The sequence below is a fragment of the Arthrobacter sp. KBS0703 genome (genome assembly GCF_002008315.2).
Lineage (GTDB): Bacteria > Actinomycetota > Actinomycetes > Actinomycetales > Micrococcaceae > Arthrobacter.
Map to the genome: position 1 here is coordinate 3,422,191 of NZ_MVDG02000001.1, position 20,898 is coordinate 3,443,088.

The window sequence follows — 20,898 nt, forward strand, 5'->3', positions numbered from 1 at the left end:
ATGAAATTGTCGAGATGCCGAGGGTGGTCAGCTGGCGCTGGGCGTGCGGAGCAGGGCTGAGATCCGGTGGGCCTCTTCGAGGAGGAGCCGGCCCAGGAACTCCTGCCGGTCTCCGCGGAAACGCGGCTCGATCCCCGTCAGGGACAGTGCCCAGGCCGGGCGGTTGGCCTGGTCGAACACGGCCGCGCCCATTCCCCAGCTGCCTTCCAGTACCAGGCCGGGGTTCACCGAATAGCCCAGCTGGCGGGTTTGCTGCAGGTTTGCCCGCACGACTGACTCCGGATGCCCTTCTGCAAATTTTCCGGCGTGGGCGGCCCACTCCGACAGGACCTGCTCCTGTTCGCTGTCCGGCAGAAAGGCCAGGATGGCTGTGCCTGCCGACGCCACGCCCAGCGGAAATCTGACGCCTTCATGCAGCACGAACGAGCGTATGGGGAAGCTGCCTTCCTCGCGCAGCAGGCAGACGGTCTCGGCGCCCCTGCGAACAGAGAAAAAAGCGCTCTCGCCTGTTTCCTCGGCGAGCCGCCTCAGGCTGGGCCTGGCAATGTCCTCCAGGGGGAACCGGGTGGATGCGACCGATCCCATCAGCAGTATCTCCGGGCCCAGGACCCAATGGCCGGTCCGGGCATCGTGGTCCAGGAGTCCTTCCGCAGCCAAAGAGGTGAGGAGGCGGTGAACCGTCGGCCGGGTGAGGCCGGATTCGCGCACCAGTTCCATCAGGGAGCTTCCTTCGGGCCTGCGGCCCGCGATGCGTAACAGTCCGGCAACGCGGCTGACCACCTGGGCTCCCTGAACGGGTGTCGGGTTCATCATTCTCCTCTAGTATCCATAATGTGGACACGCGTAAGACTACCGTCCACACTGTAATAAGCGCCAGGTATGTGGGCAATATTGGCCTTGACAGTGCATCTCGGCCGCCCGTACGCTCAACATCCAAAGCCTGAGTCCACAAAGTGGAACGGGCGGCGAGCATGTCTCGAGAGGGTTCGCCGCCAGACAATCCGACGCCCGACGATCCAACCCAGCTCAATGAGGAGATGCGATGTCCAAACTTAGATCCACAGCGGTCGAGGCCCTGCGGGATGTGCTCCGGGACGGCATGACGCTCGCCGTCGGCGGCTTTGGCCTGAGCGGCATCCCGGCGGACCTGATCCTGGCCGTGCGGGATTCCGGCGTCCGCGACCTGACCGTGGTGTCCAATAACATGGGCGTGGACGGCAAGGGCCTCGGTGTCCTGATCGAGGCCGGCCAGGTCCGCAAGGTCATCGCGTCCTACGTGGGTGAGAACAAGCTGTTCGCCGAGCAGTACCTGGCCGGGCTCCTCGAAGTGGAGTTCACCCCGCAGGGCACCCTGGCCGAGCGGCTGCGCGCCGGCGGCGCCGGCATCCCGGCGTTCTACACCAAAACCGGCGTAGGCACCCTGGTTGCCGAAGGCAAACCGCTGACCGAGTTCGACGGCGAAATGTACGTCCAGGAGCGCGCCATCCGCGCCGACGTCGCACTGGTCCACGCGCACACCGCCGACACGGACGGCAACCTGATCTACCGCTACACCGCACGGAACTTCAACCCCGTGGTGGCGACCGCGGGGGCCGTGACGATCGCCGAGGCCGAGGTGATCGTGAAGCCCGGCGCCCTGGACCCCAACCACATCGTCACGCCCGGCGTGTACGTCCAGCGCCTGGTGCAGGCCAGCGGCCGTGTCAAGGACATCGAACAGCGCACCGTCCGCCCGCGCGTCGAGCCCGCCTCCGCCGCGGTGCCTGCCTGACCTGGCGCGAGCGAACACTTAAGCCCCCTGAAACTTTGAAAACCCAAGGAGAACCCCATGGCCTGGACCAGGGATGAAATGGCCGCCATCGCAGCCGAGGAACTCAATGACGGCGACTACGTCAACCTGGGCATCGGCATTCCGACGCTCGTGGCCAACAACCTGCCCGCCGGCGTCCGCGTGGTCCTGCAAAGCGAGAACGGGCTGCTTGGCATGGGCCCATTCCCCTACGAGGGTGACGAGGACGCCGACCTCATCAACGCCGGAAAGCAGACCGTCACCGTCCTGCCCGGCGGCAGCATCTTCGACTCGGCCACGTCCTTCGGCATGATCCGCGGCGGCCACGTCAAGGTCGCCATCCTGGGCGCCATGCAGGTCTCCGATGGCGGCGACCTCGCCAACTGGACCATCCCCGGCAAGATGGTCAAGGGCATGGGCGGCGCCATGGACCTCGTCGCCGGCACCCCGCGCGTCGTGGTCCTCACCGAGCACAACGCCAAGGACGGCACCGCCAAGATCGTCCGGGAATGCACCCTGCCGCTCACCGGCCTCAGCGTGGTGGACCGGATCATCAGCGACCTCGCGGTCTTCGACCTGGAAAAGACGGACGACGGCCACCGGCACCTCACGCTGACCCGGCTTGCCCCGGGCGTCACCGTCGAAGAGATCCGGGAGAAAACCGAGGCGGACTTCACAGTTGCCCTGGAGCGGCTGGCTGAACCGGCCCAGCTTTGACGGGACCTGCCGGCTGAGACGGGCGCACGGCGGCGGTGGGCGGTCCAAAAACGGGCCAGTTCAGCCGCTGCCCCGTCAGCCCCGGGCCCGGATGAGCCCTACAATCTCGGAAAAGCCCAGCCGCTCCGCGTTCTCCAAGGCTGTACGGCCCTGCGGATCCCGGATGCTGGGGTCGGCTCCGGCGGCAAGAAGCTGCCGGACCACTTCCTGCTGGTTCGGCCCGCCATTGTTCAGCAGGATGGCTTCCTGCATGGCGGTCCAGCCGAGATTGTTGACGTGGTTGACGGGCACACCCGCGGCGATGAGGATCCGCACGGTCTCCACATGGCCGTGCTCGGAAGCGGGAATCAGCGCGGTTCCGCCGAAACGGTTGGTGCTGGCAACGTCCGCGCCGTTGGCCAGGGTCAGCCGCAGGACATCGTTGAAGCCTTCAGCCCCTGCGTACAGGAATGCCGAATCCTGAAGCACATCCTTGGCGTTCACGTTCCCGCCGTCCTGGATCAGCTTCGTGACGGGGGCGACGTCATCGGCTTTGGCTGCCAGGATCAGTTGCTGGTCCAGCTTCATTTGGGCCTCCTGGGACAGGGCCGGTCGGGACAGGGCCGGCCGGGACTGGGCCGCGCCAGGCTGTGTCGGGCCAGTCGCTGCTGCAGGGCGGGTAGTGGCCGGTACCGCGGCCGTGGCTGACGACGACGGCGGAGCAGCGCCGCTGTTGCCGGACGCACTCCCCGAGGGCGTTCCTCCAGTCGACGGGGATCCGGGCGCACCCCGCCAGAAGCGCCGCCAGGCACGCCAGCGCCAGCATCGTGGGCTGAGCGGCTGAACGCCGGCCCCCGGACCCGCACGGGCCCCCGGACCTGCACGTTCTCCCGGATCTGCCCGTGCCGCTGGATATGCGCGCTGCCATGAGCCGGAGCCTACTTCGCGGTTCCGGCAATCGCCTCGGCGCCGGCCACTGCGCAGGCCTCGTCAAGCTTGCCGTCGGGAGCGCCGCCCACCCCGATCCCGGCCACGGATGCGCCGTTCACCTTGAGCGGGACGCCGCCCGGCAGGTACAGGGTTCCCGGAAGATCGGCGATGCTGGGTCCGCTGCCGGTGATGCGCTTGGCCAGCTCACTCGTGGGAGCACCAAGGGCGGCAGCGGTGTAGGCCTTCTGTTTGGCTGACTCGATGGTGTGCTCGGCTGCGTTGTCCCCGCGCAGGATGGCCTGCACCGTGCCGAACCGGTCCACAAGGGCTACGGTCACGAACGGCAGCTTGTCCGCCTGGCACTTGGCCAGCGCGGCACCGACGGCCTTCGCCGAGGCCCCCACGCTGATCCTGCTCTGGGACACGACATTGTCGGGTACAGGCTGGACGTCCGCCGCCGGCACAGCTGCCGGAGCAGGCACCGCAGCAGGCGCTGCTGCCGGGGCAGCCGCCATCGGGGCCGTGCCCGCATTGGCCACCGCAGTGGCGCCGGCGGTCAGCAGCACCGCCCCGGCTGCTGCGGCGGCAAGAATCTTCTGGGACTTCTTCACAGTGGTTCTCCTTGGCTAAGCCTGAAATTTGAACGGCCTGAACGGCTACATTCCATCGTGCCGCCCGGCGCAACAGGACACATCGGGCCTTCAGGTGAACCGGCGTCGTACTTCGGGCCGGCCGGATCAGCCAAAAGGCTGAGAGACCAGCAACGGCGCGGGCAATAGCATGGTGGTTAGGACTTCAACCACCGGAACCGGATCCCCTCATGCCTCCCTCAGCCCCAGCCGCATCCCCGGAAATATTGCCCGCCCGGCCGCCCGCAACGCAGGGCAGCGGACGGCTGGGCCGCATTGACGCCGCCGTCCACGTGGGATTCGCAGTGCTGATGGTGGCGTCCGTGGTGCGCTACGTGATGCGGCACAGCCCGCATGACAACCTCCTGGTCCTGGGCCTCGCGGCCGCAGCCTGTGCCCTCTACGCCGTCATCGCCGTCCTGGCCCAGCGCCGGCGGCCCTGGGCCGTCTGGATGTTCGTCCTGGTGGCGGCCTGGGCACTGCTGGTGATTTCCGCCCCCAGCTTCGCCTGGTGCTCGTTCGCCCTCTTCTTCCTCTGCCGCACGGCGTTCACGGGCGCGGTGGCCTACATTGCGGCAGGCGCGACGGCGGCAGCCACCGCCGTCGGGCTGTTCAGGCTCAGCGACGCCACCGACCTCGCCATGCTACTGGGCCCGCTTGCCGTCGGCGTCCTCCTGACGCTGATCTACGACCGCATAGAGCACGACGCCGCCGAGCAGCGCCGCCTGCACGCCGAGGTGTCGCTCGCCCAGGGACAGCTGGCAGCCAGTGAACGCCGTGCCGGCACCATCGCCGAGCGCGAGCGCGTTTCCCGCGAAATCCATGACACCGTGACGCAGGGCCTGGCCAGCAGCCTGCTCCTCCTCGAAGCGGCCAACCGCGCCTGGCCGGGACCCGGCTCCCGGCAGGACCTTCGCCAGGCCAGCGAACTGCTCCGGCGCAACCTGTCCGATACCCGCAGCCTGGTCCATGAACTGGCGTCCCCCGGGCTCGATGCCTCTCCGCTGCCGGACGCGTTGCGGCAGGCCGCGTCCCAATACGTGCCCGATGCCAGGCTGATGGTCACGGGTGAACCGCGGCCCGTCCCCGCCGAGGTCCGGCACGCGCTCCTCCGGGTGGTGCAGAGCGCCGCGGCCAACATCAAACTCCACGCCGCCGCGGCGCACACCACTGTTACCCTCGGCTTCCTCCCGGACGCCGTCACCCTGGACATTTACGACGACGGCGCCGGCTTCGATCCGGCGGCGGCAGCACCGCCGTCGGACGCCGGAGGGTACGGGCTGCGGGCCATGCGGCAACGCGTGGAGCAGCTGGGCGGCGCCTTCTCCGTGGAAAGCACGCCGGGTGAAGGAACGATTGTGGCCGCCCAACTGCCGGTGAGGGGAGAAGAATGAGCGCCATTACCGTGCTCCTGGTGGACGATCATCTCGTAGTCCGCAGCGGGCTCAAGGCCCTGCTCGGGACCCAGCCGGACATTGAGGTGGTGGCCGAGGCTTCCTCCGGCGAGGAGGCGCTGACCGCTGTGGAGGAGCACTCGCCCGCCGTCGTGGTGATGGACCTGGCCATGAGCCCCGGCATGGACGGGATCGAGGCCATCCGGAAGCTCCGCGAGCGCAACCGCAGGCAGGCCGTGCTGGTGTTCACGACCTACGATTCCGACGCCGACATCGTCCGGGCCGTGGACGCCGGCGCCATGGGCTACCTGCTCAAGGACGCCGCCCCGGAGGAGATCTTCGCCGCCGTCCGCGGGGCTGTGCAGGGCAAGAGCGTGATGAGCGCACCCGTGGCCTCCCGGCTGTTCCAGCAGCTGCGCAACCCGGACGAGGTGCTGACCCCGCGGGAGGCCGAGCTGCTGAGCCTCCTGACCGAGGGGCTCAGCAACCGGGAGCTCGGCCAGCGGCTGTTCATCTCCGAGGCGACGGTCAAGACCCACCTCGCCCACATCTACGCCAAGCTCGGGGTGGAGACCCGTGCCGCCGCCATTGCCACAGCCATCCGCCGCGAGGGGATGCGCTGACGCGGTGCTGCCCCGCTGAACCCGCACGGCCCGGCGCTAGACTCGTTGCAGCCCGAACCGGCCCCCGACCCGAATCAGTAACAGGAGCAGCCATGCGCGCCACCATCATCCACGGCCCCGGAGACATCAGGGTGGAAGACCGCGACTACCCCGTCGTCCAGCTGCCCACCGACGTGGTGGTCAAGGTGACGGCGTCCTGTGTCTGCGGCTCGGACCTGTGGCCATACCGCGGCGTGAAGCCGACGCACAAGCCTGCGGCCATCGGCCACGAGTTCATCGGCGTTGTGGAGGGCACCGGGGCTGCCGTAACCGCGCTCAAGGAGGGCGACCTCGTGATTGCCCCGTTCGTGGTCAGCTGCGGCACGTGCCCGCAGTGCCTGAACGGCGTCACCGTCGCCTGCGACCACCTCGCCGGCTGGGGCGGCAAGGACGACTCAGGGTTCAAGATCGACGGCGGCCAGGGCGAGGCGGTGCGGGTCCCCCTGGCAGAATCCACCCTGGTCAAGGTTTCCGATGTACGTGAACCCGATGCCGCCCTGCGGAACAGCCTCCTGACATTGTCGGACGTCATGGCCACCGGCCATCACGCCGCGCTCAGCGCCGGAGTCTCCGCCGGCCGGACCGTTGTTGTCGTTGGCGACGGCGCCGTGGGGCTCTGCGGCGTCCTGGCGGCGAAGCGGCTCGGAGCCGAGCGGATCATTGCGATGTCTCGCCATGCCGACCGGCAGGCCATCGCCCGCGAGTTCGGCGCAACGGACATCGTGGAGGAACGCGGGGACGACGGCGTCGCGAAAGTCCGCGAGCTGCTCGGCGGCGTGCTGGCCGACTCCGTGCTTGAGTGCGTGGGCACCAAGGAGTCCATGGAACAGGCCCTGCATTCCGTCCGCCCCGGCGGCGCCCTGGGGTTCGTGGGAGTCCCGACCGGCGGCGCGGAGATCCCGCTGCGCTACCTGTTCGACAACAACATCACGGTGGGCGGCGGCATGGCTCCGGCCCGGACGTACATCCCGGAACTGCTGGCGGATGTCCTCGCCGGAACCATCAACCCGGGACGCGTGTTCGACGTCGAAATGCCGCTCGAGGAGGCGGCCGAGGCGTACAAGGCCATGGACGAACGCCGAGCCATCAAGGTGCTGCTGACGCCGTAGGCCGGGTGCGGGTGCCGCGCCCTACTCCTGCGTGGCCGCGGCTATTGCGCTGCCCCGGCACCGGGTCTACGGTGATCCGCATCAGCTTCCACCGCCGCCATCGAGGAGCCGTCATGGCCAGGTTTGTGCAGATCATCGAATTCCAGACCTCCCGGATCGAAGAGATCGAAGAGCTGGGCCGGCCGTCAAGAACCGACGGAACCACGGCCCCGACGTTTCGACGCATCATCGCAGCAGCGGACCGCGACCGGCCCGGGACGTACTTCACCATCGTGGAATTCGACTCCTATGAGTCAGCAATGGAGAACTCCAACCGGCCGGAAACGTCGGACTTCGCCGCCAAGATGGCAGCCCTGTGTGACGGACCACCTGTCTTCCGCAATCTCGACGTGCAGTGGGAGGACACCGGTCAGGAGTCGGACCCCGCCACATAGACGGGCAACAAAGAGCGGACCTGGCCCAGAAACGAGGCACAGGACATGGGCCTTCCGGAGCGCGGCGCGCCTGACCCGCTCGTGCTGCAACTCGGCCAGCTGGGCTCGCAGCCCCTGCAGCTCGTGGGCGGGAAAGCCCTAAATCTCGGGCGGCTCGCCGACGCCGGCTTTCCGGTGCCCGCCGGGTTCTGCCTGACCACGGCCGCCTACCGGATGGCGGTTCCTCCCGAGCTGGCCGCGCTGGCGGCCTGCCTGGACGATCTGGCGGCCGGAACAGCACGCACCGGCGAGGCGCCGGCCGCCGGCAGTTCCGGCCATGAGGACACGCACCGCGGGACCGCACAGGCGGAGACCGCACAGCGGGACGATGCACAGCGGGACACCGCACAGCACGGGATGGCGCAGCGTGCCAGGGAGCTCGTGGGGACGGCACCCGTCCCGCCCGAGGTGGAGGCAGCCGTCCGGACGGCCTACGCGGCGATGAGCGAGCCGCCGCCCGCCGGCAACGCGCCGCACGCCAGTATCGAACCCGCGGTGGCGGTGCGGTCCTCCGCCACCGCCGAGGACCTGCCCTTCGCGAGCTTCGCCGGACAGCAGGATTCCTTCCTCAACATCGTCGGCGCCGACGCCGTGATCCAGGCGGTTCGGCGCTGCTGGGCCTCACTCTGGACGGACCGGGCGGTGGCGTACCGTTCGGCCAATGGGATCCGCCATGGCGACGTCGGCCTCGCCGTCGTCGTTCAGCATGTTGTGGACGCCGCCGCCGCCGGCGTGCTGTTCAGCGCAAACCCGGTCACGGGGACGCGCGGCGAGACGGTCATCGATGCGAGCGCCGGCCCCGGGGCGGCGGTGGTGTCCGGAGCGGTGGCTCCGGACCATTTCGTGGTGGAGACGGCCACGGGAAAGATCCGGCAGTCCAGCCCGCGACGCAACGAGTCCGGACCAGGCGACCGAGCCAGCCCAAGCCTGACCGAAGCGCAGGTCCGTGAACTCACCTCGTTGGGCCTATCAGCCCAGGAGCTTTTCGGGGAACCGCAGGACGTGGAGTGGGTCCTCGACGCCGAGGGCACAATCTGGCTGACCCAGTCACGGCCGATCACCACCCTGTACCCCCTGCCTGATCCAGCGTCGGCCAAGCCTTTCGGGCTGGAATCGGCGCCGGACGCTGAAACCCGCGTGTATCTCTGCGGCACTCTGCTGCAGGGGCTGACGCGTCCCCTCACGCCAATGGGGCTCTCGATGATGGGAATGATGGGAAACCGCAGGTCGCCCTGGACGTATGTTAGTCCCGGACTGAGGATGTACGCGGACCTGACGCCTTTGATCCGCACCGCGTCCGGCCGCCGGATGCTGCTGAAGTGGGTTCCCCTCGCGGACGGGAGATCGGCTGCTGTCCTGCCCGCGCTCCTCGACGACCCGAGATTCGGCCTCACCAACGCCCCGCCCCGGCGGTCCAGAACTAGGGCAGCGGAATGGGTCCGCGGGGACGGCACGGCGGGCTTGGCCACGATCGTATGGCTGGTCCCCGCCCTGATCCGCGCCGTCCTCCGGCCAAAGGCTGAGCTGCGCCGGGCTTTTCGCTACGGAAAGCGACTCGAGGCGGACCTCGCCCTGCCCCAGCCCGCAACAGCGTTCAGGAGGCTTGACCACGCCCAGCACGCCCCGGCCCGCATGGTTGATGACCTGATCCGGGCTACGCTGCCGGCACCCGCCGCCGGGTACGCCATGCTGGGTCTGGCCCGCTGGCTCCTGCGCGGAGTGGCCGAACCCCGTGAGCTGGAGGCAGTCCTGCGCGGGCTCCCACACAATGTGACGACCGAAATGGACCTTGAACTTTGGAGCCTGGCTGTTTCCGTCCGCGACGACGCCCCCTCGCGGGAGGCTTTCCTGCGCGGGCGTCCCGACGAACTGGCCGTCAACTATGCCGCCGGGGAGCTGCCGCACGTGGCCCAGACGGGCCTGCACCGCTTCCTGGATCGGTACGGCCACCGAGCCGTGGCCGAAATCGACCTGGGCATGCCGCGGTGGTCCGAGAAGCCGGACCACCTCCTCGGAATGATCTCCAACTACCTGAGGGTGGAGGATCCTGAGCTGGCACCGGACCGGCAGTTCGACCGGGCGGCCGACCATGCCGAAGCCAGGATCAGCAGTCTCGTGGCACGGGCCGGGGCGGTGAGCCCGTTGCGGGGCCGCCTCGTGGCTTTCTGCCTGCACCGGACGCGGCAGCTCGCCGGCCTGCGCGAACTGCCCAAGTTTTACGTGGTGACCGTCTTTGGCGAAGTCCACCGGCAACTCGCTGCCATCGGCGCCGAGCTGGCCAAGGCAGGCACCATAGCGGCTGCAGACGACGTCTTCTTCCTGACCTTCGATGAGGTCCGCGTGGGGCTTCGCGGCGGCGAGCTGAAGGAAATGGTCGCGGATCGCCGTCGCATCTACGATGCGGAACTTCGGCGGAGGCGGATACCGCGGCTCCTGCTCTCCGACGGCACAGACGTAGAAGCCGCCATCGCGAGCGCCGCTGGCGCCCCGGGCGCACTCGTTGGGACACCTGCGTCGGCCGGGACGGCCGAGGGCAGGGTCAGGGTGATTATGGACCCCGTAGGCGCGCACCTGGAACCAGGGGAAATCCTGGTGTCGCCGTCCACCGATCCGGGCTGGACACCGCTTTTCCTAACTGCCGGCGCCCTGGTAATGGAGATGGGCGGTGTCATTTCGCACGGCGCCGTGGTGGCCCGCGAATACGGCATCCCCGCCGTGGTTGGGGTGCCGGACGCCACCACGCGGTTGCGCACCGGCCAGACCGTCGTCGTGGACGGAGCCGCCGGGACCATCACCGAAGTTGCGACCGAACCCGACGGCGGGACCCTGCCGTAGTCCGGTTCCTGCAGCGAAAAAGCGCTCGCCCTCCGCCGTCCGGCTGACCTTTTGGACAGAATCTCCCGTTACAGGAGGGACAGTTGATGACGGTAGCTATTGCACGCCCAGCGTACGCCCCCTAGGTTTGAGACAGCGGAAGACAGTCTCCGCATCTGCCTGCCGTCGGAGCAGGACCAGAAAAGGGTTACAAAGGAAGTAGTAGTAATGGCAACAGGCACAGTTAAATGGTTCAACGCCGAAAAGGGTTTTGGCTTCATCGCTCCGGATGACGGATCAGCAGATGTTTTCGCTCACTACTCGGCAATTGCCAGCAGCGGCTACCGCTCCCTGGATGAAAACCAGAAGGTCGAATTCGATGTGACCCAGGGTCCCAAGGGCCCGCAGGCAGAGAACATTCGCCCGCTGTAACGGCTTGAGAGCTCCCCTGTCCGTGCTGATCTCAGCACTGACAGGGGAGTTTTTTGCTCTCCCCGGCCTGGTTGCGCTGCTTTCCGGCGCAGTTCTGCACCTGTTTCCGCAGTTCCAAGTCCCGGGCCGCCCGTCATTCCTGGCTTGCGTGCCCGGCCGGCGGGACAAAGTGGTGCAGAACTGCCGGGTTCCGGCCGGCCAATGTGACAGCCAGTGCCCAAGGTTCTCGGTATAGTGCCCGCTATGGATGACAAAGCGATTCTGCACCGCTACCTGAAGACGCGGCGGGCCCAACTGCTCGCGAAGCTCGACGGGCTGGGCGAATACGACGTCCGCCGTCCCATGACTCCCACCGGCACCAACCTCCTGGGCCTCGTAAAGCACGTTGCCAGCGTGGAGCTGGGCTACTTCGGCGAGGTGTTCGGACGGCCGAGCGAGCGGGACGTCCCGTGGCTTGACGACGACGCCGAGCCTGATGCGGATATGTGGGCGACGCCCGCTGAAACCCGCGCGGACATCATCGCCCTGCACCAATTCTCGGCGGACCACAGCGATGCCACCATCGAGGCCCTCGCGCTCGACGCCCCCGGCGTGGTGCCATGGTGGCCGGAAGAGCGAAAGCACGTGACCCTGCAGCAGATCCTGGTCCATATGGGTTCGGAGACGGCCCAGCACCTCGGGCACGCGGACATCCTCCGCGAACTCATCGACGGCGCCGCAGGGCAGGGCCCGAGCGACCCCAACCTCCCGATGCGGAGCGATGCGGAGAAGACCGCACACTTCGACCGGCTGGAAGCCGCCGCCCGGGAAGCTGCGGCCGGCGGACCGATCGCCTGACCAGGCGCGGTTCGGCCCGCTTCCCTTCCTCACCCGTGGAATGGCCTTCAAGATTTTCACAACGTCCTCCGGCGAAGCTTGGTGCACCGAAATCAGCGTGACAAGCGTTGGGAGGGGCGTTGTCAGGGTGCTCGCCAGGCTGGCCACTGTGGCGCTTTGGATGTCCCGGCGGCGTCCGGTTCCGGAGCCGTGAACCTCATTTCGTGCATGGACCGTGCCGATGAACGGCGGCCACGGCAGGCATCGTGGGACCCCTGACCGCCGGACACCGATACCGGGACGCCCGCACAGGCTGCCTGGCGGCCGAGTTCTTCCCCGCCCTTTCAGCGCTCTTGCAGCGGCCCTGGCTGCCTCCCTGGCCGCCGCGGCGGTGATCTATGCATCCGCCCTCTCGCCTCCCGTTGGCGCGGCGGGCACACCGCCCGGGATGACGCCGTCGGCGGCCGCCACCCCTGCAAATCCGGCCGTCGCCCGGCCAGTGCCGCCCAGCCGGTCAATAGCCGCAAGTCCCGCACCAACACGTGCGGCGACGGCTGCCGCGAAGCAAGCCACTGCAAAGCCAACTCCCGCAATGAGTGCCACCACCCGTGCCACAGCATCGCCGGTTCCCGCCGCGGCCGTCATCCCGGCCACCCGGGTGTCGGCCATCGGCCCGGCCCTTGAGGCGCAGATCAGCGGCATCATCAGCGCAAACGCCCCCAGCCAGGTAGGGGTCGCCCTGATCGACATGGCGGACGGCATCGTCCACCAGTACGGTGTCCGGGAGAAGTTCGTGGCGGCGAGTACGGGCAAGGTTCTGGCAGCGGCCGCCTACTACCACCTGGCCGAATCGGGGCTCCTCTCGCTGGCGGCGCCCATGGGCGGTGCCGCGGCCGAAATCCAGCTCCGCCGGATGATCCAGCAAAGTGACAACCAGTCCTGGTCACTGATCCTTGGCGCCATCGGCCACCAGGGGATCCAGGACTACGCGGCATCGATCGGCATCACCTACGACCGCATGACGAACACCCTCAGCGCGGCAGAGACGGCGCAGCTATTGGCGCTGCTGTTCAGCGGCCGGCTGCTCGGCGATGCCAATACTGCCCAGCTGCTCTCCTATATGCAGTACACGAATTACGAGTGGCTGATCCCGGCCGCCCTTCCGGACGGAATCAACGTTTTCCACAAGTACGGCCTGCTCGGCGGCAACCTGCATGATGCGGCCATCCTGGTCCAGGGCACGCGGGCCTACGTGCTTGTGGTGTACACCTTGGGGCAGGACCCTGCAGGCATGCCCGGCGGCACCGGGATCATCCATCAGGTCACGCAGACGGTTGCGGCCGCACTGTTCTAGGCGGCGGATGCTGCCTTAGCCCGCATTTCTGCACCGCTTTGCCGCCACGACCCCGCGACCTGTCCGGGTCAGCCCGCGGAATTCCAACCCTCGTGCACCGGTCCCGGCAGGAAAATGGTGCAAAACTGCCCCGCCGCACCGCGCCAAGGAGCCGTGGCGCCCCCAGCCAGCACGGCGGCTCTATACGAAGGCCGATTTCCCCGTCACGGCCCGGGCCACGATCAGCGAGTTGATCTCGTAGCTGCCCTCGTAGGTGTAAAGGATCTCGGCGTCACCGAACAGCTTGCCCATCTCGAAGTCGCTGCTGATGCCGTTGCCGCCCAGCAGGGAACGTCCCATGGCCACGGAGGCGCGCGCGAGCCTGGTGGTGGTGGCCTTGGCCATGGCGGCCTGCGCCATTTCCAGCTTGCCGTCCTCCTGTATCCGGGCCAGCTGAACCATCAGTGCCAGCGAGGCGGACGCATTGCCCAGGATCTCGGAAAGCTGCTGCTGGACCAGCTGGAAGCGGGCCAGTTCCCTGCCGAACTGTTTGCGCTGCAGCGAATAGGAACGGGCGACGTCGAACGCGGCCAGCTGGATCCCGGCACCTTGCCAGCCCACCCAGGCACGCGAATCCCGCAGGAGCTCGTTGGCTTTGGAGAAATCGGTGGCGCCGGGGAGCAGGTTTGCCTCCGGGATCCGGACGTCATCGAGCACGATGTCCGCGTTCTGCATGATCCGCAGCCCGATCTTGTTGGCGATCTTCGTTGCAACATAGCCCGGGCGGTCCGTCTCCACGATGAAGCCTTTGATCTGCTGATCGGCCACATCGCGGGCCCACACCAGGGCAAAGTCCGCAATGGTGCCGGCCCCGATCCACCGCTTGGCGCCGTTGATCACCCATTCGCCGTTCTCGAGCCGGGCGGTGGTGGCCAGGCCGCCGGCGATGTCGGAACCGTGGTCCGGCTCCGTGAGCGCAAAGGCACCCAGCTGGGTGAAGGCAGTCAGGCCGGGCAACCACCGGCGCTTTTGTTCCTCGGAGCCAAGCTCGTTGATCATGCCCACGATGAGTTCGTTGTGGATGCCCACCAGCGCCGACAGCGACACGTCGGCCCGGGCCACTTCCACGTACATGAGGCCCTTGAAGAGCTTGGAGGTGCCGTCCGTCTGCAGCCCGCCGAGCCCGCGCTTGCCCATCTCGGCCAGCAGCCCGAAGGGGAACTCCTCGCGGTTCCAGTAGTCGATGGACTGGGCACGTACCCGGGACTGCAGGAACTCCCTCGTGTCGAGGTAGCGCTGCCGCTCCCCGGCAGGCAGCAGGTCCGCGATGTACATGAGGTCCGCGTCCGGAAAAGGCGGCGCGGCTGCGTCGGTACCGGCGGCCGCCGTTTCGGTTGATTGTCCGCTGTCACGTCTTTGTGGCTGCACGGGCATAGATCCCTTCGCTCTTCCAAACCCTTGGATGTCCTAGTATATTGCACAGTGATGTGGATCACTAGGACGTGGATTCCAAAGGCGAAAGGTGCCCCATGACAGTCACCGACGACTTCCGTGCCGCACGCGACCACCTGCTCGCCCTGCGCCATGACTACAGCCAGGCGAGGAGCACCTTCGAGTGGCCGCGGCTGGAGGAGTTCAACTTCGCGCTCGACTGGTTCGACGCCATTGCGGCTGATCCGGCCACGGGGAGCAACCCGGCGCTGGTGATCGTCGAGCAGGACGGCTCGGCGACGCGCCGCAGTTTCGCCGAGTTATCGGCGCGCTCGAACCAGGTGGCCAACTGGCTCCGCGGCCAGGGTGTGAAACGAGGCGACCGCATGATCATCATGCTGGGCAACCAGGTGGAGCTGTGGGAACTCATGCTGGCCGGCATCAAGCTAGGCATCGTACTCATCCCCACCACCACGCTCATGGGCCCGGCCGACCTGAAGGACCGCGTGGAGCGCGGCGAAGCGGGCTGGGCCGCCGTCGGCAGCGCCAACATCGCCAAATTCGCCGCGGTTCCCGGCGATTACAAGCTCATTGAAATCGGCGACGCCGGGCCCTCCGCAGCGGACGCGGCCCCGGATGCCTTCCGGTACACGGAGTCCGCGGCGGCCCCGGCGGAGTTCACTCCGGACGCCCCGACCAAGGCCGACGAGACGCTGCTCCTGTATTTCACCTCCGGGACCACATCCAAGGCCAAGCTCGTGGAGCACACGCACACGTCCTATCCCGTGGGCCACCTGTCCACGATGTATTGGATCGGCCTGGAGCCCGGCGACGTCCACCTCAACGTGGCATCCCCGGGCTGGGCCAAGCACGCCTGGTCCAACGTGTTCACGCCGTGGATCGCGGAGGCCTGCGTGTTCATCTACAACTACGACCGCTTCGACGCCCGCGCCCTGATGGAGCAGATGGACCGCGAGAAGGTCACCAGTTTCTGCGCCCCGCCAACGGTCTGGCGGATGCTCATCCAGGCTGACCTCACGCTCCTCCAGAACCCGCCCACGAAGGTGGTGTCCGCGGGCGAGCCGCTCAACGCCGAGGTGATCGGGCAGGTCCAGCGCGCCTGGGGCCAGACGATCCGAGACGGCTTCGGGCAGACAGAGACCACGGTGCAGGTGGCCAACACGCCCGGACAGCCGGTGAAGATCGGCGCCATGGGCCAGCCCCTCCCGGGGTATGACGTGGTGCTGGTTGACCCTGCCACCGGGGAGGAATCCGACGACGGCGAACTCTGCTTGCGCCTGGAGCCGCGGCCCGTGGGCCTGATGAAGTCCTACTACGGGGATCCGGACAAGACGGCGGACGCCTTCCGTGGCGGCTACTACCACACGGGCGACATGGCCAGCCGGGACGAGCGCGGCATCATCACCTACGTGGGCCGCGACGACGACGTCTTCAAGTCCTCCGACTACCGGCTGTCCCCGTTCGAGCTTGAGAGTGTCCTGATTGAGCATCCAGCCGTGGCGGAGGCCGCCGTGGTCCCGTCCCCTGACCCGCTCAAGCTCTCCGTGCCCAAGGCGTTCGTGGTCCTCGCTGCCGGCCATGAGCCCGGGCCGGAGCTGGCCGAGGAGATCCTGCGCTACTGCCGCGAGCACCTGGCACCGTTCAAGCGCATCCGGCGGATCGAATTCGCCGAGCTGCCGAAGACCATTTCCGGCAAGATCCGGCGCGTTGAACTGCGGCACAGCGAGGAGCTCCGGCACGGCCCGGCGGAGTCCGGCGCCGCGGCCCCCGGCCCCTGTCTCTTATACACATCTAGATGTGTATAAGAGACAGCGGCCTCCGGCGCGGCCGGAGCGTCCGGGAGTGCGGTTCAGGCCAGCCTCGGGAGGGAATATTCGGAAGCGGATTTCCCGGGCCTGAAAAGCCAGGGCTGAGCCATGAACTCGCCGCTGCCCCGCGATCCCATTGCCGATGCGCAGCGCAACTGGGAGCGCCACGGCTGGGGGGACGTCGCCGCGCCGATGGCCGCCATCACGGCGATCATGCGCACCCAGCAGATTCTCCTGGCCCGGATCGAGGGCGCCCTGAAACCCTTCGGCCTGACGTTTGCCCGCTACGAACTTCTGGCGCTGCTCAGCTTCGCCCGGAGCGGCGCGCTGCCCATGAACAAGGCGAGCGCCCTGCTTCAGGTCCACCCCACCTCGGTGACCAACGCCGTCGACCGCCTCGAAAAGGCCGGGCTGGTGGCCCGTTCGCCACACCCCACGGATGGTCGCACCACGCTGATCGAGCTCACCGCCGAGGGGCGCACCCTTGCGAAAAGCGCGACGGCGGTGCTCAACACCGAAGTGTTCAGCCAGTCCGGCTTCGCAGACCGTGATGTTGACCAGCTAATCCGCATCCTCGGTGACTTCCGCCGGGGAGCCGGGGACTTCTCCGAATGACCTCTCTGGACTAGCGCCCCGCAAACGGGCTAGCGGCCGGGAACGGAGTCTCTCCCCGGCTGGAGTTCGGAGGGGCGGTGCAGCTCGTCGATGAACGTGCGGAGCAGTGCGTGCTGCTGCGGATTATTCGCCAACTGCACGAGGTCGGCGGCGGTGCTGGCCACTTTGATGTTGGTTTGCTGGCTGTAGGTGGCAAGCAGTTGGAACGCGGCGTCGGAGCGGATGCGCAGGGCCCCCATCAGGATTCCCTTCGCCTGTTCTATGGTGCTCCGCGTGCCGATGGCTCCCGCCACGGCTTCCCGGGACGCGCGCTCTGTCTCCCAGTGCATGGTGCTGGTGAGGTCGATGATGAACCCGTCAACAACCCGCAGGGTCCCGGCCTCCACCAGCGCCTCCCCCGCCGTCAGGACCCGGTGCTCGCGCAGGCGGGCGTCGATGAGGCGGTGGTAACTGCAGAAGTACCCTCCCGAGGCGCAGGCAGACGCAAAGATGTCCTGGCAGCGGTCCCTGTCCTCCGGGTGTTTGTGGGAGAGGAGCAGATCGAGCGTTGGAACGATCTCCCCGCGGCTGTATCCGTGAAGGGCGTAGAGCTCATCCGACCAGTCCAGCCGCTGCGTGGCAGCATCGTAGCGGAACGTGCCGGCGGCACACTCTGCCTCCCCGAGCGCACTCGAGTAGGTCCGGACCGTCTTCGGCATGTTCATCGGGGCATCTTCGGCGCCCTCTGCCAGCTCATCCCCGGGCACCGGCGGGATACCGAACGAAAGAAGTCGCCAGCGAAAGGGGAGGAACGGAATCCTTGCAGGAAGGCCGCAATTCGGGCCGGACGGGCTGGACCCGCCGGACAGCTCCGCCCATCACCGCTGCCGGGCGATGTGCGGCCCGGCGTTCCGCGGGCGCTTCGGGCAACTCCCGCACGTGGCCCATGCCGGCGTATTCGCGAACGGCAGCGATACCTTCCACCGCGGCTGCCTTGCTCGGAAACGCCCGGGAAACTGCCATCACGGTCCCGTCCGGTGCAGTGAGCTGAAATCTGAAAGAAGCGTCTGAGTCGATGAAAAGTTCGAACATGCCAGCCATAAAGTCCTCCTGGATCCAAGGATCACCCAGTCCTCCCGCGACGCCATCGTCACAGGGGACAGTTGAAGTTCTCCGCACCGTAACCCCGCAGATGTCCCGGGGTTCGAATTGATGAATTTATGAAATTGTGAACTAGCCGAGGCGCTCTTGGCAAGCCTTGTCCGCGCCGAAGACGGGGCGGCGAGCAGCCCGGCCGCGGGGCGTGCCGACATGTTGCAGAGCACGGATTGGGTGATATCTCGAGACAGACCGTTCTGTCTCTATACTTGGAACCAGAAGACATTTATCGGCGCCGGAACCAGGAATTCAGCGGAAGGAATCCCATGACGGATGACATGCCAGAGGGTGTGATCCAGACGGAGGTGAAGGCTGAGCTGTTCAAATCCATGGGTCATCCCGCGCGAATCCTGATTCTGGAGATGATGGCTGACGGTCCGGTTGCAGTTAGCCGCCTGCGGGACGGGACGGGCCTTGAGGCATCGAACCTGTCCCAGCACCTGGGCATTCTCCGCCGCCAGCGCCTGGTCGTCCCGTCGCGGAAGGACGGCCGCCTCTTCTACGAACTCTCCTGCTCGGACGTGAGCGAGGTTCTCGACGCAGCGCGGGGCCTCCTTGGCACAGTCCTCCAGACCAGCGGAAATCCTCCGGCTGGCGGCTTCCAGGCCGGCAATTTGCCGTCAGTGGCCCGGCGTGCCACCGCCGGCACCAGCAGCCGACGAGCGGCGGCTCTCTAGCCGCTGCGTGCCACCGCTAAGGCCAGCGCACTGGCCAGCGCACGGGAACGGCGCCGGGGCGGAGCCTCGGAGGGACCGTGTCAGCGCGTCAGACCGGATTTGCCACGGCCGCCGTCGCTGGCGACCCGAAGAGCCACGCCGCGACGTCGCTCCGCAGGACCAGGTGCGGGCTTCCGGTCCCGCTGACGCTTCCCGCCGGCACGTAGTAACCCCGCCCGGATCCCGGCCCGCCCGCAGCGCGATCAAGCGCCTCAACGATCCGGCGGGTGAGGTGGCCGTGGGGCCCCGCAGCGTGGATTTCCTCGAGTTCATCCGCGGTAAGCCGTCCCAGTACAGCAGCAATATTGTCCACGATCGTTTCCCTTCCCGCACAGTTGCCGGTTCGGCCGGTCACCGGATCCGCCCAGTTGCTTGAAGTGCAAGGCTAGAGCACCGCGCTTAACGGCAGGTGAAATCCCGACGGCCAACAGCCTGCGGAAACGGGCGGGATCTCGACAGGCTCGATCAGCGGCCCCTCGGCGGCCTGCCCTAGTACAGAAAAATGTCGATCCATGCGCGGTTGTGGGCGTGGAGCAGCACCAGGAACAGCACGAAGTCGAAGAGCAGGTGGACACTGACGATGTAGGACAGCGACTTGGTGACCGTGAAGATGCGTGCCTGCAGGAGGGCGAACGGGTAGATGAACAGCGGCGCCCAGGACCGGAATCCCAGTTCCCACAGAAATGATGTGAACAGGACGGCCTGCAGCAGGTTGGCCTGCCAGTCGGGCAGGTGCCTCCGGAGCAGTGCGAACGTGGTGCAGATGAAAAACAGCTCGTCCCAAATGCCCAGGGCGTTGGTGCCCACGAAGAGGCGGGCAATGCCTTCGGGGTCATGCACGGCCGGCCAGTTCATGTAGACGCCGGTCCTGATCATGTACACGGGCAGCAGGGCGTAGCCCATCACCACCACGGCCGGCAGATACCATTTCTCGGCCCGGGTCCACTTCTTCCCGGTCCGGACCGGGAAGACCACCGAGTGCTCCCTGGTGACGAATCGTGAAACGGCGTAGGGGATCCCGACGGCCAGAATCATCGCGGATCCCATGACGAGCATGTGGGACGTGCTGACGTCCGTGGTGACCGGCACGGCGCTGATGGCGACGACTCCCGCAGCAATCAGCGCCAGGTCCCGGAGCAATATCCTGTCCAGCAAGGCGGCCAGGAGCAGCGAGGCCGCCAGCAGGGCGTATCCGGGAGCGCCCTGCTCCAGCCCGAGCAGGAGGAAGCCGGACAGCGACAGCATCGCGGCCGGGATAATGCGCAGGGATGTCCCCCTGACAGTGCGCTGCACGGCCAGGGGCATGCTCACCGGTGCCTGAACTCCGGCTGGCGCTTCTCGGTGAAAGCTGCCATGCCTTCCTTCTGGTCCTCGGTGGCGAAGAGCGAATGGAACAGGCGGCGCTCGAACAGCACGCCCTGCGCCAGCCCGGTCTCGAAGGCCGCGTTGACTGCCTCCTTGGCCAGCATGGCCGCAGGCTTGGACTTGGACGCGATCACTTCGGCGGCCTTCAGGGCCTCCTCCACCGTGTCCCCGGCCGGCACCACCCTGGCCACCAGCCCGCAGCGCTCCGCCTCATCCGCGTCGATGAACCGGCCGGTCAGGATCATGTCCATGGCTTTGGCCTTTCCCACGGCTCGGGTGAGCCGCTGGGAGCCGCCCATCCCCGGAAGAACCCCCAGGTTGATTTCGGGCTGGCCGAACTTGGCGTTGTCTCCGGCGATGATGAAATCGCACATCATGGCCAGTTCGCAGCCCCCGCCCAGGGCAAAGCCGGACACGGCGGCGATCAGTGGAATACGAAGCCGGGTGAGGTCCTCCCACCCGCGGAACCAATCGGCGTCGTACATCTCCATGTAGCCCTGGGAGGCCATTTCCTTGATGTCGGCGCCGGCGGCGAACGCCTTGCCCGACCCCGCGATCACCACGGCGCCCACGCCCGGATCCGTGTCCATGGCCGTGACCGCGGCGACGAGCTCATCCAGGGTCGCCTTGTTGAGGGCGTTCAGTGCCTCGGGCCGGTTCAGGGTTACGAGGCCGACGCGCCCCCGGCGCTCCACCAGAATGTTCCCGTACTCGTGCGTCATCCGTGT

The 20,898-nt window shown here is 67.4% G+C and carries 23 protein-coding genes; 14 read left to right on the plus strand and 9 right to left on the minus strand.

Features of this window, described 5'->3' with window-relative positions:
* Positions 1 to 27: 27 nt before the first annotated feature.
* A complete protein-coding gene (locus B1A87_RS15855; protein WP_078029265.1) occupies positions 28 to 810 on the minus strand; it encodes an IclR family transcriptional regulator in 783 nt (260 codons plus the stop codon).
* Between the two features lie 232 nt (positions 811 to 1,042).
* Here B1A87_RS15855 and B1A87_RS15860 point away from each other — a divergent pair, with 232 nt between their 5' ends.
* Positions 1,043 to 1,771 carry a CoA transferase subunit A gene (locus B1A87_RS15860; RefSeq protein ID WP_078029187.1) on the plus strand — a complete coding sequence of 243 codons (729 nt, stop codon included), beginning with the start codon at positions 1,043 to 1,045 and terminating at the stop codon, positions 1,769 to 1,771.
* 57 nt (positions 1,772 to 1,828) lie between these two features.
* Positions 1,829 to 2,506, plus strand: coding sequence for a CoA transferase subunit B (locus tag B1A87_RS15865; RefSeq protein WP_078029186.1), 678 nt, complete (start codon positions 1,829 to 1,831; stop codon positions 2,504 to 2,506).
* Positions 2,507 to 2,581: 75 nt separating this feature from the next.
* Here the strand turns inward: B1A87_RS15865 and B1A87_RS15870 are convergent, their stop codons facing one another.
* A complete protein-coding gene (locus B1A87_RS15870) occupies positions 2,582 to 3,073 on the minus strand; it encodes an ankyrin repeat domain-containing protein (protein ID WP_078029185.1) in 492 nt (163 codons plus the stop codon).
* A gap of 94 nt (positions 3,074 to 3,167) precedes the next feature.
* Here B1A87_RS15870 and B1A87_RS23110 point away from each other — a divergent pair, with 94 nt between their 5' ends.
* On the plus strand, positions 3,168 to 3,329 hold the full coding sequence (locus B1A87_RS23110; protein WP_185982346.1) for a hypothetical protein: 162 nt from the start codon (positions 3,168 to 3,170) through the stop codon (positions 3,327 to 3,329).
* 94 nt (positions 3,330 to 3,423) lie between these two features.
* Here the strand turns inward: B1A87_RS23110 and B1A87_RS15875 are convergent, their stop codons facing one another.
* The gene (locus B1A87_RS15875; RefSeq protein ID WP_078029184.1) at positions 3,424 to 4,026 is read right to left on the minus strand and encodes a heme-binding protein; all 603 of its coding nucleotides are present in this window, start codon (positions 4,024 to 4,026) and stop codon (positions 3,424 to 3,426) included.
* Between the two features lie 209 nt (positions 4,027 to 4,235).
* On the opposite strand from B1A87_RS15875, the gene B1A87_RS15880 reads away from it, so the two are divergent.
* The 8 genes from B1A87_RS15880 to B1A87_RS15915 all read left to right on the plus strand — a co-directional run bounded on the left by B1A87_RS15880 (position 4,236) and on the right by B1A87_RS15915 (position 13,098).
* A complete protein-coding gene (locus tag B1A87_RS15880; RefSeq protein WP_078029183.1) occupies positions 4,236 to 5,438 on the plus strand; it encodes a sensor histidine kinase in 1,203 nt (400 codons plus the stop codon).
* The gene (locus B1A87_RS15885; RefSeq protein WP_078029182.1) at positions 5,435 to 6,061 is read left to right on the plus strand and encodes a response regulator transcription factor; all 627 of its coding nucleotides are present in this window, start codon (positions 5,435 to 5,437) and stop codon (positions 6,059 to 6,061) included. Before B1A87_RS15880 ends, B1A87_RS15885 begins: the two co-directional genes overlap by 4 nt.
* Before the next feature lie 92 nt (positions 6,062 to 6,153).
* On the plus strand, positions 6,154 to 7,209 hold the full coding sequence (locus B1A87_RS15890) for a zinc-dependent alcohol dehydrogenase family protein (RefSeq protein WP_078029181.1): 1,056 nt from the start codon (positions 6,154 to 6,156) through the stop codon (positions 7,207 to 7,209).
* Positions 7,210 to 7,322: 113 nt separating this feature from the next.
* Positions 7,323 to 7,643: a hypothetical protein gene (locus tag B1A87_RS15895; RefSeq protein WP_078029180.1), complete on the plus strand. Its 321-nt coding sequence runs from the start codon at positions 7,323 to 7,325 to the stop codon at positions 7,641 to 7,643.
* Positions 7,644 to 7,688: 45 nt separating this feature from the next.
* A complete protein-coding gene (locus B1A87_RS15900) occupies positions 7,689 to 10,517 on the plus strand; it encodes a PEP/pyruvate-binding domain-containing protein (protein WP_078029179.1) in 2,829 nt (942 codons plus the stop codon).
* A gap of 207 nt (positions 10,518 to 10,724) precedes the next feature.
* Complete coding sequence (locus B1A87_RS15905) at positions 10,725 to 10,928, plus strand: cold-shock protein (protein ID WP_013599688.1); 204 nt, start codon at positions 10,725 to 10,727, stop codon at positions 10,926 to 10,928.
* Between the two features lie 243 nt (positions 10,929 to 11,171).
* Positions 11,172 to 11,765 (plus strand): DinB family protein, encoded by a 594-nt coding sequence (locus B1A87_RS15910; RefSeq protein WP_078029178.1) that lies wholly within the window; start codon positions 11,172 to 11,174, stop codon positions 11,763 to 11,765.
* A gap of 571 nt (positions 11,766 to 12,336) precedes the next feature.
* Positions 12,337 to 13,098, plus strand: a complete 762-nt coding sequence (locus B1A87_RS15915) for a serine hydrolase (protein WP_139362878.1) — start codon at positions 12,337 to 12,339, stop codon at positions 13,096 to 13,098.
* Between the two features lie 180 nt (positions 13,099 to 13,278).
* Here the strand turns inward: B1A87_RS15915 and B1A87_RS15920 are convergent, their stop codons facing one another.
* Positions 13,279 to 14,412: an acyl-CoA dehydrogenase family protein gene (locus B1A87_RS15920; protein WP_395940278.1), complete on the minus strand. Its 1,134-nt coding sequence runs from the start codon at positions 14,410 to 14,412 to the stop codon at positions 13,279 to 13,281.
* 194 nt (positions 14,413 to 14,606) lie between these two features.
* Here B1A87_RS15920 and B1A87_RS15925 point away from each other — a divergent pair, with 194 nt between their 5' ends.
* Positions 14,607 to 16,334: an AMP-binding protein gene (locus B1A87_RS15925; RefSeq protein ID WP_144275843.1), complete on the plus strand. Its 1,728-nt coding sequence runs from the start codon at positions 14,607 to 14,609 to the stop codon at positions 16,332 to 16,334.
* A gap of 111 nt (positions 16,335 to 16,445) precedes the next feature.
* Entirely contained in the window at positions 16,446 to 16,952 is a 507-nt protein-coding gene (locus B1A87_RS15930) for a MarR family winged helix-turn-helix transcriptional regulator (protein ID WP_078029174.1), read from the plus strand.
* A gap of 29 nt (positions 16,953 to 16,981) precedes the next feature.
* On the opposite strand, the gene B1A87_RS15935 is transcribed toward B1A87_RS15930, so the two are convergent.
* Entirely contained in the window at positions 16,982 to 17,656 is a 675-nt protein-coding gene (locus tag B1A87_RS15935; protein WP_078029264.1) for a PAS and ANTAR domain-containing protein, read from the minus strand.
* Positions 17,657 to 17,684: 28 nt separating this feature from the next.
* Positions 17,685 to 18,032: a YegP family protein gene (locus B1A87_RS24685; RefSeq protein WP_078029173.1), complete on the minus strand. Its 348-nt coding sequence runs from the start codon at positions 18,030 to 18,032 to the stop codon at positions 17,685 to 17,687.
* Between the two features lie 323 nt (positions 18,033 to 18,355).
* Between B1A87_RS24685 and B1A87_RS15945 the strand changes: the two genes are divergently transcribed.
* On the plus strand, positions 18,356 to 18,766 hold the full coding sequence (locus B1A87_RS15945; protein WP_078029172.1) for a helix-turn-helix transcriptional regulator: 411 nt from the start codon (positions 18,356 to 18,358) through the stop codon (positions 18,764 to 18,766).
* An 88-nt stretch (positions 18,767 to 18,854) separates the two neighbouring features.
* Here B1A87_RS15945 and B1A87_RS15950 read toward each other — a convergent pair whose 3' ends face one another.
* The 3 genes from B1A87_RS15950 to B1A87_RS15960 form a co-directional block, all read right to left on the minus strand.
* Positions 18,855 to 19,118: a hypothetical protein gene (locus B1A87_RS15950; protein WP_078029263.1), complete on the minus strand. Its 264-nt coding sequence runs from the start codon at positions 19,116 to 19,118 to the stop codon at positions 18,855 to 18,857.
* A gap of 176 nt (positions 19,119 to 19,294) precedes the next feature.
* Positions 19,295 to 20,110, minus strand: a complete 816-nt coding sequence (locus B1A87_RS15955; RefSeq protein ID WP_078029171.1) for a type II CAAX prenyl endopeptidase Rce1 family protein — start codon at positions 20,108 to 20,110, stop codon at positions 19,295 to 19,297.
* A gap of 2 nt (positions 20,111 to 20,112) precedes the next feature.
* On the minus strand, positions 20,113 to 20,892 hold the full coding sequence (locus tag B1A87_RS15960; protein WP_078029170.1) for an enoyl-CoA hydratase: 780 nt from the start codon (positions 20,890 to 20,892) through the stop codon (positions 20,113 to 20,115).
* Positions 20,893 to 20,898: the final 6 nt, after the last annotated feature.